Annotated in this window: 19 protein-coding genes and 1 tRNA gene; 16 read left to right on the top strand and 4 right to left on the bottom strand. The window is 43.0% G+C overall.

The window, feature by feature from the left end:
• Positions 1 to 24: 24 nt before the first annotated feature.
• Positions 25 to 483 carry a hypothetical protein gene (locus E7027_04270; GenBank protein ID MBE6421330.1) on the bottom strand — a complete coding sequence of 153 codons (459 nt, stop codon included), beginning with the start codon at positions 481 to 483 and terminating at the stop codon, positions 25 to 27.
• Positions 484 to 644: 161 nt separating this feature from the next.
• On the opposite strand from E7027_04270, the gene E7027_04275 reads away from it, so the two are divergent.
• The 9 genes from E7027_04275 (at position 645) to E7027_04315 (ending at position 9,714) form a co-directional block, all read left to right on the top strand.
• Positions 645 to 2,924 carry a hypothetical protein gene (locus E7027_04275; protein MBE6421331.1) on the top strand — a complete coding sequence of 760 codons (2,280 nt, stop codon included), beginning with the start codon at positions 645 to 647 and terminating at the stop codon, positions 2,922 to 2,924.
• Positions 2,921 to 3,745 (top strand): serine/threonine-protein phosphatase, encoded by an 825-nt coding sequence (locus E7027_04280; GenBank protein MBE6421332.1) that lies wholly within the window; start codon positions 2,921 to 2,923, stop codon positions 3,743 to 3,745. The genes E7027_04275 and E7027_04280 overlap by 4 nt, the downstream gene beginning before the upstream one ends.
• Before the next feature lie 165 nt (positions 3,746 to 3,910).
• A complete protein-coding gene (locus tag E7027_04285) occupies positions 3,911 to 4,204 on the top strand; it encodes a co-chaperone GroES (protein ID MBE6421333.1) in 294 nt (97 codons plus the stop codon).
• Positions 4,205 to 4,222: 18 nt separating this feature from the next.
• Positions 4,223 to 5,857, top strand: coding sequence for a chaperonin GroEL (gene groL, locus E7027_04290; GenBank protein ID MBE6421334.1), 1,635 nt, complete (start codon positions 4,223 to 4,225; stop codon positions 5,855 to 5,857).
• 177 nt (positions 5,858 to 6,034) lie between these two features.
• A complete protein-coding gene (locus E7027_04295) occupies positions 6,035 to 6,901 on the top strand; it encodes a hypothetical protein (protein ID MBE6421335.1) in 867 nt (288 codons plus the stop codon).
• Between the two features lie 111 nt (positions 6,902 to 7,012).
• The gene (locus E7027_04300; GenBank protein ID MBE6421336.1) at positions 7,013 to 7,744 is read left to right on the top strand and encodes a Bax inhibitor-1/YccA family protein; all 732 of its coding nucleotides are present in this window, start codon (positions 7,013 to 7,015) and stop codon (positions 7,742 to 7,744) included.
• Positions 7,745 to 7,840: 96 nt separating this feature from the next.
• A complete protein-coding gene (locus tag E7027_04305) occupies positions 7,841 to 9,040 on the top strand; it encodes a phosphoglycerate kinase (GenBank protein MBE6421337.1) in 1,200 nt (399 codons plus the stop codon).
• Between the two features lie 167 nt (positions 9,041 to 9,207).
• Positions 9,208 to 9,501, top strand: coding sequence for a preprotein translocase subunit SecG (gene secG, locus E7027_04310; protein ID MBE6421338.1), 294 nt, complete (start codon positions 9,208 to 9,210; stop codon positions 9,499 to 9,501).
• A 131-nt stretch (positions 9,502 to 9,632) separates the two neighbouring features.
• Positions 9,633 to 9,714, top strand: a tRNA-Leu gene (locus E7027_04315).
• A 55-nt stretch (positions 9,715 to 9,769) separates the two neighbouring features.
• Here E7027_04315 and E7027_04320 read toward each other — a convergent pair.
• Positions 9,770 to 10,885 carry a site-specific integrase gene (locus E7027_04320; GenBank protein ID MBE6421339.1) on the bottom strand — a complete coding sequence of 372 codons (1,116 nt, stop codon included), beginning with the start codon at positions 10,883 to 10,885 and terminating at the stop codon, positions 9,770 to 9,772.
• Between the two features lie 364 nt (positions 10,886 to 11,249).
• Between E7027_04320 and E7027_04325 the strand changes: the two genes are divergently transcribed.
• Genes E7027_04325 through E7027_04335 form a run of 3 tightly spaced genes read left to right on the top strand, consistent with a single transcriptional unit; the run spans position 11,250 to position 12,333 of the window.
• Positions 11,250 to 11,597: a helix-turn-helix transcriptional regulator gene (locus E7027_04325; protein ID MBE6421340.1), complete on the top strand. Its 348-nt coding sequence runs from the start codon at positions 11,250 to 11,252 to the stop codon at positions 11,595 to 11,597.
• A 3-nt stretch (positions 11,598 to 11,600) separates the two neighbouring features.
• Positions 11,601 to 11,936, top strand: coding sequence for a hypothetical protein (locus E7027_04330; protein ID MBE6421341.1), 336 nt, complete (start codon positions 11,601 to 11,603; stop codon positions 11,934 to 11,936).
• A complete protein-coding gene (locus E7027_04335; protein MBE6421342.1) occupies positions 11,905 to 12,333 on the top strand; it encodes a hypothetical protein in 429 nt (142 codons plus the stop codon). Before E7027_04330 ends, E7027_04335 begins: the two co-directional genes overlap by 32 nt.
• Before the next feature lie 47 nt (positions 12,334 to 12,380).
• On the opposite strand, the gene E7027_04340 is transcribed toward E7027_04335, so the two are convergent.
• Both E7027_04340 and E7027_04345 read right to left on the bottom strand, forming a co-directional pair.
• Positions 12,381 to 12,776 (bottom strand): hypothetical protein, encoded by a 396-nt coding sequence (locus E7027_04340; protein MBE6421343.1) that lies wholly within the window; start codon positions 12,774 to 12,776, stop codon positions 12,381 to 12,383.
• Between the two features lies 1 nt (position 12,777).
• Complete coding sequence (locus E7027_04345) at positions 12,778 to 13,305, bottom strand: ImmA/IrrE family metallo-endopeptidase (protein ID MBE6421344.1); 528 nt, start codon at positions 13,303 to 13,305, stop codon at positions 12,778 to 12,780.
• Positions 13,306 to 13,358: 53 nt separating this feature from the next.
• Here E7027_04345 and E7027_04350 point away from each other — a divergent pair, with 53 nt between their 5' ends.
• The 4 genes from E7027_04350 to E7027_04365 all read left to right on the top strand — a co-directional run bounded on the left by E7027_04350 (position 13,359) and on the right by E7027_04365 (position 16,180).
• The gene (locus E7027_04350; protein MBE6421345.1) at positions 13,359 to 14,381 is read left to right on the top strand and encodes a site-specific integrase; all 1,023 of its coding nucleotides are present in this window, start codon (positions 13,359 to 13,361) and stop codon (positions 14,379 to 14,381) included.
• A gap of 260 nt (positions 14,382 to 14,641) precedes the next feature.
• Positions 14,642 to 14,920 (top strand): hypothetical protein, encoded by a 279-nt coding sequence (locus E7027_04355; protein MBE6421346.1) that lies wholly within the window; start codon positions 14,642 to 14,644, stop codon positions 14,918 to 14,920.
• Between the two features lie 6 nt (positions 14,921 to 14,926).
• Positions 14,927 to 15,256 carry a hypothetical protein gene (locus tag E7027_04360; GenBank protein ID MBE6421347.1) on the top strand — a complete coding sequence of 110 codons (330 nt, stop codon included), beginning with the start codon at positions 14,927 to 14,929 and terminating at the stop codon, positions 15,254 to 15,256.
• A gap of 528 nt (positions 15,257 to 15,784) precedes the next feature.
• The gene (locus E7027_04365; protein ID MBE6421348.1) at positions 15,785 to 16,180 is read left to right on the top strand and encodes a hypothetical protein; all 396 of its coding nucleotides are present in this window, start codon (positions 15,785 to 15,787) and stop codon (positions 16,178 to 16,180) included.
• Positions 16,181 to 16,251: the final 71 nt, after the last annotated feature.

The following is a 16,251-nucleotide window of genomic DNA, read 5'->3' on the forward strand; positions in this document are numbered from 1 at the left end:
AATGCCGGGGGTTTTTGTTTTTAACTAAAACTCAATTTCGGGTTGTTCTTCCAAAATAGTCAAAGTGTCCTGAAACAATTTTTTTATCTCTTTTATTTTGCTAAACGGCAACCAAATTCCTTTGCGAGAGCGGGAACCTTCCTGCGTTTGATAAAAAGTCAATCCCACTTTTCCGCGAAAACCCGCTAAACCAACCACTACACAAATTCCCGGGCGTTTGGCAAATTTACCGATATCTCCCAGTTTTACATCACTTTCCCTGTCGGGCAGAGCCGCTATCATGGGAATAAGTACCCGGGCAATTTCGGGAGTAAGCGTGATGCCGTCTCTTGTAGCACCGCTAAATCCGTCCGTCTGCAAATAACGACGGATAGACACATAACGAAATCCGCGATAAGCATCTATACTAAAGAGGACTTCTTCGTTTTCTTCAAGCGGCAAAATGCCGATTTCTCTTAATAAAGTGAAACTGCTTTCGCTCATAAGGAACCCTCTCAAAAAAAAATACTAAACTCCCCCTGTATTGACACGACAAAATATGATATCATAATCGTGACAGATATATTTTATTGCTTGATTGAGATAAAATCAAGCGGTTTTTGTATAATAAAAAAAAGTACTTTTTATTTTCTTAAAGGACAATTATGACCGATACCGTTTCCCTCATAGGTAAAGAAATTTCCGGCTGCGAGATTTTAAGCAAAACAGCCGAAGGCGGGATGGGGGCCGTATATAAGGCTCGCCATAAAGCGTTGAACCGCATCGTCTGCGTCAAAATTTTAAGTCCGTCCCTGGCAAACGATAAAAAAGCGGTAGAATTGTTTTTAACGGAAGCCCGCGCTATCGCCGAGTTGGATCACCCTAACATCGTTAATGTATATAACGTAGGGAAGGAAAAAGGGTTTTATTTTATTGTCATGTCCTTTATTGAGGGGCAAACGCTGTCTATGCTTCTCAAGAAAAATAAAATTCTCCCTATCGGGCAAGTGTTAGATTTGTTCGACGGGGTTTTGCAAGGTTTAGATGCCGCCCACGCCAAGGGTATTATCCACCGCGATATTAAACCTTCCAACATTTTAATCAACCCGCAAGGCCAGGCCAAAGTGGTGGACTTCGGTATTGCCAAAAAAGTAGATAAAGACAAAGGCTCCACCAAAACAACCGAACTGGCCGGTACGGCTTACTTTATCGCACCGGAACAAGCCCTCGGCAGAGATTTGGACACCCGCGCCGACCTCTATTCTATCGGGGCCAGTTTGTACTATGTATTGACGGGCCAATTCCCCTACAACGGGAAAAACACCATTGATATTATCCAAAAACACATCAACGAACCCGTTCCGGATCCGGCTAAGGTTCGTAAAGATATGCCGGGTTGGCTTTCCTTGGGTATTCAAAAGTTAATGAGTAAAAATCCGGCCGACCGTTTCCAAACGGCCAAGGAAACATACTCCTACTTCCGCAAAATGCGTGCGGAAGAACAACTGCGCTTAAAGTCCGGTGCCGGACGCGCTATTGAATTAGGAGACGAAGGCCCGCTCAAAATTATCAAAGAAGAACAGTTTTCCACCGACACGGTAAAAAAGCAACGGATTGAAAATTATCCTGCTCACCGGGTAACGGCTCCTTCTTCGTCCAATTTACCTTCTTTGCCGCAAATGGACGAAATGCCCGATTCTTCCGCCAAACCGCAACCCGCGCCGGCGAAAGAACCTTCTATCCGTATTCCGCAAAACAACTTTATGCCGCAAGCTTCCTTGGTTTCGGCCACAGGACTTCAAGAAGAATCGAGCAAATCAAATTTGATCAAAAGTATTTTGCAACTGATTGCTTTTGTTCCGCTCTATCTGGCTTTTGCGGCAGGGATTGTTTATCTGTATTACTCTTTTGGTAAGCTATGCTCCGTTCACATTTCGGAACATGCGGGGCTCCTGTATAACATGATTTCACCTTTTGTGGCTGCCGAATATGCCCCTAACCAACTGGCACTGACGGCTTTGGCCGCTATGGGGTTGGCTTTCATTTTAGCGTCTTCAGCACTCAAACCGTTTGCCCGCTCGACGGCAAATTTGCTGATTTTAGCCTTCTGTTCCTATTTGGCAGGGCTGTTTACACCGGAAGTTCCTTTTATGGAACTGTCCATGGTTAAACAGTTTTTATTTACGCCGGAATACTGCTTGTGCTACTTGGTAATAGCCGCCTCTTGGGCCGTTTCCCTGTTTTGGAGAATCAACCGCACGATTCCGCAGGGTTTTTTGGGTGTTGCCTTGGTTGCTTTATCCATGACGATGGTTTACTTGGCCTCTCACCTTTCCATCGTCCCCGATGCACAATCGGTGATGACCAAAGGGCTTCTCTATGCGGCTCTATTCTGTTCGCTTTTAATCGCCTACTACCTTCTTTCTCCCAAAGAAAAAGAAACGATGTTGCTTCCTTCCGTTCTTTTCTTGGTTGCACTCTGCGCCTTATGGACTTATTCCGTTTCCGGCCTGGCTGCGGATATGAACGCCACGCTTAGAGCCCTCGTCGCCAAAGTGGAAGTTAAAAAAGCCCATGTAGATGCTAAAAACATGAGTATCAGTGCAGGCATGAATAAGTTCTCGCAAGTTAATAACACCAATGAACTTACGCCTCTTACGGTAGAAGAAGCCATGAAATTTTTAGAACCGCAGGTGGATCGTTTAGCCCCCGGCGTGTTTGATGAAGAAACCAAACCGTTGTTCCTCAGTTTGCTTGTACGCAACTATCAAGGCGGGCGCAGCAAAATGAAGGTCGGAGCTTGGGACTATGCCCTCAGTTACCCGATTAAAAACTTTAACGAAAACGCCAAGAACAACAATGCCTACTTCTTCCTAATCTTAATGCTCGGCGTTTTGGGAGTGTTAGGCTGTGCCGGTAATGTTATTTTCGGAGATGAACTATGAGCAGTTTTGATATTGAATTTGCTGCCGTAACGGATATTGGAAAAATCCGCGAGAAAAATGAAGACAATGTCCTCATCTCTTCCGATTTGGGCTTAGGCGTAGTGGCCGACGGTATGGGGGGGCACAGTGCCGGCGAAATTGCCAGCAACATTGCCGTATCCGTGTTGGCGGAAACCATACGCAAAGTAAACAACGGCCAGTTGAAAATTCCGGAGAATTTCTTAGCAAAATTGGATAGCACGGAACGCAAACTGTTAATGGCCGCGAACTTGGCCAATGCCGCTATTTTTTCTACGGCCCAATCTTCCGAAATTTACCGTATGATGGGCACCACCTTAACGGGTGTTCTGTTTGATAAAGACTCCGCTATCGCCGTCCATGTGGGAGATTCCCGCCTGTATCTGTTTAGAGACGGAAAAATCGTGCAAATCACCACGGATCACTCCCTGGCCATGGAGCATGTCCGCCGCGGTTTACTTACCCGTGCGGAAGCGGATCGCTCTAAAATTCAAAACGTCCTTACCCGTGCTATGGGAATTAAAAAGAATATCGAATTTGACCTCTTAAAATTCCCGGTAAAAGAAGGAGATACCTTACTGCTTTGCTCGGACGGTCTGTATAAAGGCCTTAGCGAAGCGGATATGGGTACATTGCTGGAAGCCGGAAAACAAACCTCTATCGTAAAACTCTGCAAACACTTGGTCAGAGTTTCTAATGAAAAAGACGGGCAGGACAATATTTCCGCGGTACTTATCAAAATTCTTCCGCCGCGCAAAGTAACGCTAAAACAACGCTTACAACGCTTGTTTTCCCGCTCTTAAAACTTAACTTTTTCCGTCTAACGAACAACCCCTTTTTTAGCACTCTAAGAAAGGGGTTGACAATTTATAAACTTATTTGCTAAATTAGCATTAAGACCGAAAGAGTGCTAAAAACTATCTTTCGGCAGAAAAATTTAATTCCAATATAAAAGGAGTGTATGGAATATGGCAGAAGTAAAGATTAAACCGTTGGGGGATCGTGTAATCGTAAAACCCATTGAAAGAGAAACCATGAAAGGGGGAATCATCATTCCGGACACCGCTAAAGAAAAACCGATGGAAGGCGAAGTATTGGCCGTAGGCCCGGGTAAAGTGGCCGACAAAGGCGTACGCACCGAAATGGATGTGAAAGTAGGTGACCGCGTATTGTACGGCAAATATTCCGGCACGGAAGTAAAACTCGATAACGAAACTTATTTAATTATTCACCAAGACGAAATCTTGGGTATTTTAGGTTAATCTGGGGGAAATAATAATATGGCTAAACAAATTATTTATGGTGATGAAGCCCGCGCCAAAATGAAAGCGGGTATCGAAAAAGTAGCAAATGCTGTAAAAGTAACTTTGGGGCCCAAAGGCAGAAGCGTGGTCCTCGAAAAAAAATTCGGTTCTCCGCTTATTATTGACGACGGCGTAACCATTGCCAAAGACATTGAACTCGAAGATAAATTTGAAAACATGGGTGCCCAACTTATTCGTGAAGTGGCCTCCAAAACCAACGATGTCGCCGGCGACGGTACCACCTCCGCCACCGTACTCGCAAATGCCATGTTGACCGAAGGCATCAAAAACATTACTGCCGGTGCCAACCCGACTTTGGTAAAAAAAGGTATCGAAATGGCCGTAGAAGCCACCAAAGCCGAACTCAATAAAATGCACAAACCGGTAAAAACCAAAGAAGAAAAAGCGCAAATCGCCACCATTTCTTCCAACGATCGCGTCATCGGTGATTTGATTGCCGAAGCCATCGAAAAAGTAGGTGCGGAAGGCGTTATTACCGTAGAAGAAGGCAAAACCGCTACCACCCAATTAGATGTGGTGGAAGGTATGCAATTTGACCGCGGTTATATCTCTCCTTATTTCGTAACGGATTCCGAAAGAATGGAATGCGTGCTCGAAAACCCGTACATCATTGTAACCGATAAAAAGATTTCTTCCATGAACGAACTGTTGCCCGTACTCGAAAAAATCGTACAAAGCGGCAAACAATTCTTAATCATTGCCGAAGATGTGGACGGCGAAGCCTTGGCCACCTTAGTTGTAAACAAACTGCGCGGAACCTTGAAAGGTTGTGCCGTAAAAGCCCCGGGCTTCGGCGACCGCCGCAAAGAAATGTTGGAAGATATTGCCATTTTAACGGGTGGAGATGTCCTTAGCGAAGAACGCGGCATGAAACTCGATAAAGCCGAACTCGCTATGCTCGGCCAATGCTCCCGCGTTGTTATCGATAAAGAAAACACCACCATCGTCAGCGGAAAAGGCAGCAAAGAAGCCATTGCCGCCCGAGCCGCCCAAATCCGCGGACAAATTGAAAACTCCAAGAGCGAATACGACAGAGAAAAATTGCAAGAACGCTTGGCTAAACTCTCCGGCGGTGTAGCCGTCATCAGCGTAGGCGCTGCCACGGAAACCGAACTGAAAGCCAAAAAAGCCAAAGTGGAAGATGCCAAAAACGCCACCAAAGCCGGCGTGGAAGAAGGTATCGTTCCCGGCGGCGGTGTAGCCTTGGCCCGCTGTCAAAAAGCCTTGGACGGTTTGAAAGTTGAAAACGAAGATGTCCGCACCGGTATCAACATTGTTAAAAAAGCCTTAACGGCTCCTTTAAGACAAATCGCAGTCAACGCCGGTTTGGACGGTGCCGTAGTGGTGGATAATGTCCTTAAAATGAAAGGCGATGCAGACGGATACGATGCCGACAACGACACCTATTGCGACCTCTTAAAAGCAGGTGTTGTGGATCCGGCCAAAGTAGTCCGCACCGCTTTGGAAAATGCAGCCTCTATCACGGGAACGGTTCTTTTAACCGAAACCTTGGTAGCCGATGCTCCCGAAAAAGAACACAACCACGCTCCTGCCATGCCCGGCATGGGGGGAATGGGCGGCATGATGTAATTTGAAAGCAAGCCTAAAAAAACCCGGCATTTCTGCCGGGTTTTTTTTATTCTTAATCGGGGCCCAGAAAAAAATAGGCCCTTCCTCTTTTACTTTCTGGGTCTTTTGCCCCTGGAAATTTTTGATAAAAATTATTATGATATGTAAATAGAAGGAATCTTTTAGGAGAGCCCACTTATGAAAAAATTATTTGCATTAGCGTTACTTCTCTGCCTGGCGACCCCTTTTGTGAGCGCACAGCAGACCTCTGTTCTCATGAAAAATATTGGGAAAAAGTTAGTGGAATCATCCTCTACCAATGCTCATGAAAAAGGCGTTATTATGATTAACTTGATAGTAGATGCCGTTTTTCTTGATGTAGAGGCAAAAAATGATCCCATTGAAAAAAAATGCCCGGCCGTGCGCATTGCTCCCAACACTTTGCTTGCTTCCCGCGCTTGCATTGATTTAAGCGGAAAAGGAACTCTTATTCAATCCGGCGGCGGGAGTGGAGATCTTATTTATTCCGAACGCAGAGTAGCCCGCTGGGTTTCCAGCATCAAAATCGAAGGTGTAACCATAGGGGAAGAAAATTTCCGCGAAGACGGCAAACTGTTACTGATTGCCATTGACGGTTCTAACGAAAAATTGCAAAAAGCAATCCAAAAGATGCCGATTGTAGATTTGTTCGTTGCGCAAGATGCGGAAAGCTTAAAAACCACTTTCCCGGAAATTACCCTTAACCGTAACGATATGTTGTGGGGAAGAGAATGTGCCCCCGTGGATGTGGTTAATGTGTGCACGGAAGAACAATGTTTCAAAATCTGTTGGAAAGCCGTTAGAGGAGATACGGGTGACCCGGTTTTCGGCAGAAACCCCGATACGAACAATTTAGAATATCTCTTGGGTTTCAATGTAACCAACTCCGATAAAGACGGGCGCAACCCCGGCAGATGGTATCACTTCTTGTCACAGTCTTCTTTAGACTTTTTCAAAAAGAATTTACTTAAACAAGAGTGGGATTACATTAAGAAACATGTAAAAGATGAAACCTTGTACAATTAGTTTTTACTAAACCCAAAACCGACCTCTAATATAAAAAAGAGGTCGGTTTTTTTTGTTTATTTTCGTAATTTCATATAATAGAAGTATCTTATTAAAAAAGGGGGAAATACCATGGCATCTAATCCGGTATTTAACGAAGGCGCCTTTGAACGCGCCCAACAAAATATGCGCTCTGCCACCCAAGTGATGACATTGCAGGGCACCATTAACAAAACCTTCCTGCTACTCTTTTTGTGCGTAGTGGGAGGCATGCTCGCTTGGAAAAACTACATGGCCTGGATAGCCTATCTTACGCCCATTTCCTTGGGTGCGTTGGTTATCGCCTTTATAACTTGCTTTAGGCCCAAAATTTCGCCGTTTACGGCACCTGTCTATGCTTTTGCGGAAGGGCTTTTGCTGGGGATTATTTCCGCCGCGTATAATGCGCGTTTTCAGGGCATTGTTTTTAATGCGGTAGCCATAACGCTGCTGGTGTTTTTCTTTATGCTTTTTATTTACCGCATGCGTATTATCCCGGTAACAAAAAAACTGCGCTTGGGTATCACTTCCGCCACGGCCGCTATTGCGGTTTTCTATATCGGTTCTTGGCTGTTGTCGCTCTTTGGGGTGAATATTTCGTACCTCACTTCCGCGTCCCCTCTTTCTATCGGGATAAGCGTAGTCGTTTGCGCGGTGGCCGCGTTTAACTTCCTGCTTGATTTTGATTTTATAGACCAAATGACAGGCCGTTTTGCCGCACCCAAATTTATGGAGTGGTATGCCGGTTTCGGCCTGGTGGTTACTTTGGTGTGGCTGTATATCGAAATCTTAAATCTGCTGGGTAAAATGCAAAGCCGCAAATAACCTAGTGCCCGACGGCACGAAATTTTGTAAAATGATAGTGTTAAGGGTTGGATATTTTCCGGCCCGGAAAAGATAAAAAAGGAGTCAAAGAAAAGTATGAATTTTGACAGCATCAAAAAAATTCAGGACATGGACCTGAAAGATAAAAAAGTTTTAGTGCGCGTTGACTACAACGTACCCTTGAAAGACGGTAAAGTGGACAACAACAAACGCATCGTTGCCACCGAAAAAACCATTAAACATTTGTTGGAAAACAACTGCCGCGTAGTGCTCGTAGCCCACTTGGGCCGCCCGAAAGGCAAAGTATGCCCCGAATTTAGCTTGGCTCCTGTTGCTGCCGAAGTGGAAAAACTTTTTGGTGTGCCGGTGCACTTTGCGACCGACTGCATTGGCGAAGCTGCCGATAAAGTAGTAGCCGAAACTAAAAACGGCGAAATCGCCTTGTTGGAAAACCTCCGCTTCCACGCCGAAGAAGAAAAGAACGACCCCGAATTTGCCAAACAACTCGCTAAACACGGCGAAGTGTTCGTACAAGAAGCCTTCGGTACCGTTCACCGCGCCCATGCTTCCACCAGCGCCGTAGCCGATTACTTGCCCGGTTGCGCCGGTTACCTCGTACAAAAAGAAGTGGAGTTCTTGGGGAAAGCCTTGGAAAACCCGGCCCGCCCGTTTGCCGCTGTTGTGGGTGGTGCTAAAGTATCCGATAAAATCATGCTCTTAAACAACTTGATGGATAAGGTAAACGTCCTCGTCATCGGTGGCGGTATGGCTTATACCTTCCTCAAAGTACAAGGCTACGAAATCGGTAAATCTCTGTTTGATGCCGAAAAAGAAAACGAAGCCAAAGCCGTTTTGGCAAAAGCCGCTGAAAAAGGCGTCAAAATCTTGTTGCCGGTTGACCACATTTGTGGTAAAGAATTTGCCGAAACCACCGAACCCGTTTCCGTGGACGATGTAAATATCCCTGCCGATCTTATGGGGTTGGATATCGGGCCCAAAACGGTGGAACTTTTCCACAATGAACTTTTGAACTGCAAAACCATTTTCTGGAACGGCCCCATGGGCGTGTTTGAGTTCCCGAATTTTGCCAAAGGCAGCTTTGCCGTTGCCCAAGCCATGATTGATGCCACCAAAGCCGGTGCCACCACCATCATTGGCGGCGGGGACAGCGTAAACGTGCTCAAAAAAGGCAAATTCAACCAAAAAGAACTCTCCCACGTTTCCACCGGCGGCGGCGCCAGCATGGAATTTGTGGAAGGTAAAGAATTGCCCGGTTTAGTAGCCTTGGCTAAATAAACCGAAAAGTCTTTTAGTGTTTGACACAAATCAGCCCTGCCTTGTGCGGGGCTGAATTTTTTAAGGGAGGGGGAAGTTTTTATTTTGTTGTTGTAAAAAAAGAAATACTATCCTTTGGAAAAAATTGTATAATGATATTGTTACTTTTATAGGAGAAACTTAATTTCATGTATACGCTTATTTTAACGCTTCATTTTGTCGTCTGCGTTTTACTCATTTTACTCGTACTTTTGCAAAGCGGAAAAGGCTCCGCCGCCGGTATTTTCGGCGCGTCGGGTGCGGATAACTTGTTCGCCAGCCCCACCGCCTTTAACGCCATTAACAAATTTACCGCTATTTTGGCTTTGGTACTTATGTGCACTTCCATTGTGCTTACCATCGCTTCCAATAAAAAAGCGTCTTCTTCCGTAATGGATAAAGTACAAATTCCCGTTTCTGCTCCTGCGGAAGCCGGTAAATAGTTTTTTCGCCCCCGATAGCATTAAACGGGGGCGTTTTCTTTTGAAAAATCTTGCGTTACGACGATTTATTTGTTAAAATATCTAGGTAGCAAGAAAAGTTCTTTAACAAAACCCTCTTAGTTCAGATTTTCGCGCAGGTGGCGGAATTGGTATACGCGTGCGTTTGAGGGGCGCATGCCGCAAGGCTTGAGGGTTCGAGTCCCTCTCTGCGCATTGTTTTATCGTCGGTACTGTAGTAAAAATTGTAGTAAAATTTGAGAAAGCCCAGTTAAATACTGGGCTTTTTTGTTGCCGGAAGGTACTTAATAGCATCGGATAAGGTGGAGGGAAGCAAATGGGCATATATCTCCGTTGTTTTAATGCTATTATGACCTAAAAGTTTTGAAATCCGATATAAGTCAACTCCGGCTTGTGCTAAATGGCTCGCAAAAGTATGGCGCAATTTATGAACGCCACCCTTAAGTCCGCACTTTTTAACAAACTTTTTGAATCGTGTGGTTGCTATATCCAAAGTTAAAGAATCTCCATAATTATCCACCAATATACGATTCGTACGCCTTGGTAAGTTTACACAATAAAGCAAGTGTTCCCGCAATTCCTCTGACATGGGAATATCTCTGCACTCGTTGGTTTTAGGTGTCCACCCTTTTTTGGGCTGTATTGAAATAATGTTTTTAGTGAAGTCTAAATCCTTTTCTTCCAAATAAACCATTTCTCCGCGGCGCAACCCTGCTTGGGCACCCAACATAACCACCGTTTCTTCAAAACAGTAATTTTTGTGCATTTTGGCCATTTCTGCGGCTTTTTGTCGCATAAGCACAACTTCCTCTACCGTATAAAATTCAACGCGACCACGGGGCGTTTTTAAGCGTTTTACAATACTCCAACGAATTTCAGGCATCAAATCCCACTCGTTTGCTTTGCGAAAACTGGCTTTGAGAGCCGCCATAACACGATTTATGGCTGTATTACCTAAAATTCCTTTGGGGCGCTTTATTCCTTTTTGGCTTTTATAATTTTCCTCTAACTTCATGCTTTTTGTTTTAAGCCATATCTTGAAATCTTCCAGAAGGGATATGTTTATTTCGGTTAATTCTCTTAAATTGGGTGCAAAAGATTCTAAATAAGAAAACGCGTGTTTGTCTCTATATACTGTCAATGGGGATTTGTTGGCTAGACCCCAATCTAAATACCTGTGCTTAAATGCTAAATAAGAGGGGGATTGGGTTTTCCCTTTGTTTTCTTCTCTTAATTGCGCCAACACTTCTTGAGAGTATTTTTTATTCTTAAATAAGGCCAGTTGCTTTCGTTTTCCGTTTTTCATAATAGACCCCCAGTAAACAGGGCTTCCGGCTCTTTTATAAACTGATGGTAATTTATTCATATTTCCTCCTAATTTTGTTTTATTCTAGAACAAAAACTGTGCCCACTGTGGCGGGCTAAATAGGGCACAATTAGGGGGTTTTAGAGGCAAAAAAATACCCTCTATGGGAAAACTCCATAGAGGATAAAAAAATGTTTTTGTGTCTATAGCAAAAATTAAATTATTTTTTGCTATAATGAAATTTAGTGTAACCGTCTGAACTTTGGACGGTGCGGACGGTTACACTTTGCTTTAAGCCGGTTGGGCCTTATTATGCCCTTCCGAGCAAATCTACTTTATACCGTCCTTAATGTACACTATTCTTTTACATATTATGTAAAAAAAATGTGTACAAGTCAAGTTTTTTTCAAAAAGAGGATATTTTATGACGGTAAAGAAAATTGGAGAAAGAATAAAAAAAGCGATTAAAGAAAGCAATTTAACTCAAGAAGATACCGCAAAAAAACTAAAAATCAGCAGACAACAAATATGCAACTGGATTCACAATAGAAACACTCCTACAATAAATCTGCTAAACGAAATAATAAAAATAACGGGAAAAGATGCAAACTACTTTTTTGGCATTCCTTCTTACACTGTGAACAACCCCCTCGTAGGCAACAAACCAAATACACTTCAAACCACTATCGATGCCGCCGAATTTGAGAGTATAAAGCAAGATATTGCTCTTCTAAAAAAAGTAGTTATTGAACTTCAAGATAAGGAAAAATAATAAATGGAGAAAAAACTACAAAACGATAAATACAATATCCCTGTAATGACCGACTTAAAACGGCCCGATGAAATCCTGTACGCGACGGAAACACAAGTTCTCGGCAAGCCCAAAACGAACTACTTTGCCATGATGGATTTTGATTACAATCCTAGAAAAGAGGCCCAAGGACAAATTGCTATACTATCATCTATTTGCGTTTGCGCTCTTTTATTCTTTTTGTTATTATGTTTTTTAGTTAAAAGATACAGAATTTTATCTTTTTTCAAACTATACAAAAGAAAAAAACAGAATAAATTCACACTGGATGATATTTTTGAAACAGAAATTAAAAAATAATTTACTTTTTTGTCTGTTCCTCTTATTCTTACTCGTACCTGCTTCCGCCGAACCGCAACCCACCGCTACCTTCAACTCCGTAAAACTCGGCAAAGTGATTGATGGGGATACCTTCAAAGTAAATCTGAATTGCAAATACAAAATCTTTTGCAAGGCAATTTCAGTACGGGTACGCGGCATAAACACTCCGGAGTTAAGTGCCAAAGAACCCGCCATTAAGAAAAAAGCCCAAGAAGCCAAACAGTTTACAAAGGATTTTCTCTCTAAAAAGAAAATAAAACTTAAAAGATGTTCAAGAGGAAAGTATTTTCGTCTTGTTTGCGATGTTTACGCAAACAAAGAAAGTTTGGCAGAGGCCTTATTGGCCAAGGAATTAGCGGTTTCCTACGAATTATAAGTAAAATAAAATTTCACACTAAACCCTGACACAAACCAGTGTCAGGGTTATTCATGGTGAAAAAAGTAATTTAGGCCTATTGCCCACAAACCGACCACAGTACCTAGTGAACTTGTAATAAAAGCAATAGCAACCGAAGGTGGGAGGAAATGCTTTAATTTGGCCATATGCCTAATTTCATATCCTGTAAAATAAAGCCACGAAAGCGATAAAATAGACAAGACTATTATTAAACAAATTCTAACAACCTGATTCTTTTTTCGGTGTTCATTATCTATTTTTAATTTATAAACTTCTTCCTTCAATTTATTGAGTTCTTCTGCCGCTATAGCAGAGAGTTCGCCGGAGTCGGCATTTTCACCGGAACCGGCATTTTCACATGGACTAGGAATAATGTAAGCATTTTCCAATATAGAAGATTCTTTTTTGTTTCTTTCTTCCATACTATATTCCTAAATCATGTCGGCGATAACCGATAACATCAACAGAAACCCCAAACAAATTAGCAAGTTGCTGATTGGTAGCGAAGGGAAAACGAGAAATACAATCTTTCAAAAGATTTTCCGGCACAAGCAAATTGGCCGCAAAACAATTGGCTTCCTGCTCTAAGGGAGTATTGGGAATATTGCCGATTGGTTGCCTATACAAAACATCATAATCAGGGTCTGATAAATGCCCCAACAAATAATGGCCCAACTCATGCGCAATCGTAAAATTTTTACGCACATTAGATTCAGCAGAGTTAACAATAATTTCCCCTTTAGAATCAACAAAACCAGCAATATCCATGTGCTGCGGCTTAAAAACACAGTATTTAACATTTAAGCCATAGTTCCGCGCTATCTGTTCGGCAATAATAGGCGGTTGAGTAATGAAGTTATTTTTAATAACTTTTTGGGCTTCTTCTAAAGCTCTTCTATAGTTGGCTTGCATATTTTTATTATAGCAATTTCTCAAAATTGCTTTCTCCATTATTCTAATTTTAATCCCAAAAATCCAAATTTCAATCTAAAAAGGAGGTTATTATGTTCTTACGAGGAAACATCTATTACGGAGATTGTTACTATCGTGGCAAAAGATACCGTCCGTCCCTACACACTTCCGATCCGAAAGTAGCCGCTACCCGAGAAAGTGTTTTTGTTCAGTTTTTAGAGGAAAACAATATCACCCCAAAAGAGGTTCCGCTATGGAAAGATTTTAAGAAATGGTACTTTTGGTACTTGTCTCAAAACCGCACTTCCGGAACGGAGTATATCCATCATACAGCCACACGGCTAATGGAAGAATACCGCACTCCATACTACTTACGCAGCATTACCCCTGATTTTTTATTAAAATTTAAGATTTTTCTACACGAAAAATACCAGGGAAAATGCCCCGCCGGCCGGAACCGTTATCTTAAAGCCATAAAAGCCATGATGCACACCGCCGAAATGTTCGGCAAAATAGGCATCAAACAAAATTGGGAACTGGTTAAAAAGGACGACGAAAACGAAAATCGTACCGAATACCACGAAGTGTTTGAACTTTCCCAAATCAAATCCGCATTAGAAGGGGATTTATTAACGGCCTTTTTGTTGGGCTGTGAAGAAGGGTTAAGAAGGGGGGAAATAGCCTTCTTATACAAAACAGACTATAACCCCTATACACACACCATAACTATCAGCAAAAAGGTTGAGTGGAAACCCAAAACGAAAAAATCCATACGAACAATTCCCCTGCGCCCACTCACGGAAGAAGCCATAAAAGCGAGTATTGCAAGAGCCCCAAAAGAAAGCCCTTACATCATCAATTTAGAGGGAAATCGAGAAAAGTACAGTTATGTAAGCGCGGCATATATACGAGAAACCAAAAAAAAATTACCGCATTTGCACTGTTATTTGCACAAATTAAGGCATACTTTCGGAAGTTTACTTATACAACAGGGGGTTCACTTAAAAACGGTATGTGATTTAATGGGGCATAGCAACATATTACAGACGGAAAAATATGTTCACTTAGGTCGTTCGCAGTATATTTCGGCCATCAGTTGTTTACCCGAAATTTAGCAAACAGGGCACAGGTGGGGCTCGTTCTCGTCGGTTTGACATTTCCCATAGAGGGAAATTGTCAAAGAGCAATTTAGATCGGCGAGGGCTGGCTTACCCCCGAACGATACCCAAACAAGGGTGGTGTATAAATTTGCAAAAGCACCTAGGGGTGCTATACATCAAGCAAAAGGCAAGTATCAAGCCGTTAAGCGGCGCTCCGAGCCAGCGGAGTTAACAGATACTTGCCTTTTTATTATAGCAAATGCCTAGGAGAGAGTATGAAAAAAGAACGCATGGCTAAGGCGGTTAAAACAGTAGAAATCGGCGCTCAAACTTACTTTACTGTGTGCGGGTTGCGTGAACAATTGCCGGGCCGTATTAGTGGAACGCATATAAGTGCTGAACAGATTTTCAAACTTATTAAAGAAGGTATGCCTTGCTTTAGTTTTAGTGGAAGATATCTGTTTGATTTATCAAAAGTGCAAGATTGGCTGGTTTTAAGACAACCAACTTCGCAACTAAATCATCTTGCCCGGTTTACGAAAATCAGAGGATAAGAAAGTATGGCTAGAAGAAAAGGCGGGAAGGTGGTTAATCGGCCGTGTAAGCATTGTGGGGAAGTGCTACCTATGGTGGGAAAGCAGCGCGTGTGCAAAAAGTGTCAACAAGCACAAAAAACCGCTTGGCAAAACGAATACAACCACATTCCTGCGGCCGAAAGAAAAGTCCGTGCAGATAAAAGAAGGAAAGATTTAGGGCTTACCTTTTCGTTTTCGGGGGGAAAATGGACTTGGCACGCGCCCAATGGGTTATCAAACGGGCCGTTTGATACTATCCGTGCCGCTAGAAATGATGCCCGAAAGGCCTTTGGGCTTAAGGAGGAAAAGAGATGAAAAGATTTTGGCAAGTTTTAACTAAACCGGAAGATTGGCACACCGCAAGTGCGGTAGTCGTAGGGATTGCCGGAAGTATTTTACTAACCCTGCTTTTTATTAACGCATTTGATTATAATTTCCCGGCGAAATAGCACCGGGCGGGCGTGGATCTGCAACAACCTCCATGGTTAAGTCTACGATACAAGTACAACAACCACGCCCGAGAAATTAAAAATCAAAGTAGTTTTGGTGCCAATCGCCCCCGATAAGTTGCGGATAAGCAGTTGCCAAGAGAGCGGGCCGCAAGGGGCCAAAACGAAATGAGAAGGGAGTAATTAACCCTTACGGGTGCGCCCGTTATAGCGCACGATTTGCAGTAAGGAAGGGCCGACACCTTCCTAAATCCAAAAGTCGGGTGTTCTAAACTCAAACTTGTAAGAAAGTAAAAAGGAAAAAACTATCCTGCCCCCACTGACCGTTTGGAGGTGGGGGTAAATTTTAACAAATGAAAAACGGCAGGCCGAATTTGCCGCTTATAGGGTAATTATGAAAATAAACGATGAAAAACACTTGCTATTCCTACATATTTTAGATGCGATGAAGGTGCAAGCCAACGCACAAGAGTGTTTCCTTGTGGATAGAATCCGCGCGGAGTTTGAAAATATGTTTTCTATGGAACTGAATTATGCGCGTACAAGAAATACCGCTGAGTTTGATGAAGATGTTCGTAATGTGAGAGATGCTCTTTATCAAGCCTGCAAAAAGCACCCTCTTTTTGCGAACTCTCCCGAACAAGGAGTTTGTATTTTGCTCGAAGAGGTGGGGGAACTTGCCCAAGAGGTAAACGATAATTCGCTCGATTATCAATGGAAATCCAGGGCTTATGAGGAAGCGGCACAGGTTGCTGCTGTGGCGATTCGGTTTATGAGGAAAATAAGATGATTATTTTCTTAAAAATAGTGTTTATTTTGGGCCTTTTCTGTCTGCTCGTTTCGGGTGTTTTTGAATTTTTG

Source organism: Elusimicrobium sp. (assembly GCA_015062115.1).
Taxonomy (GTDB): Bacteria; Elusimicrobiota; Elusimicrobia; order Elusimicrobiales; family Elusimicrobiaceae; genus Avelusimicrobium.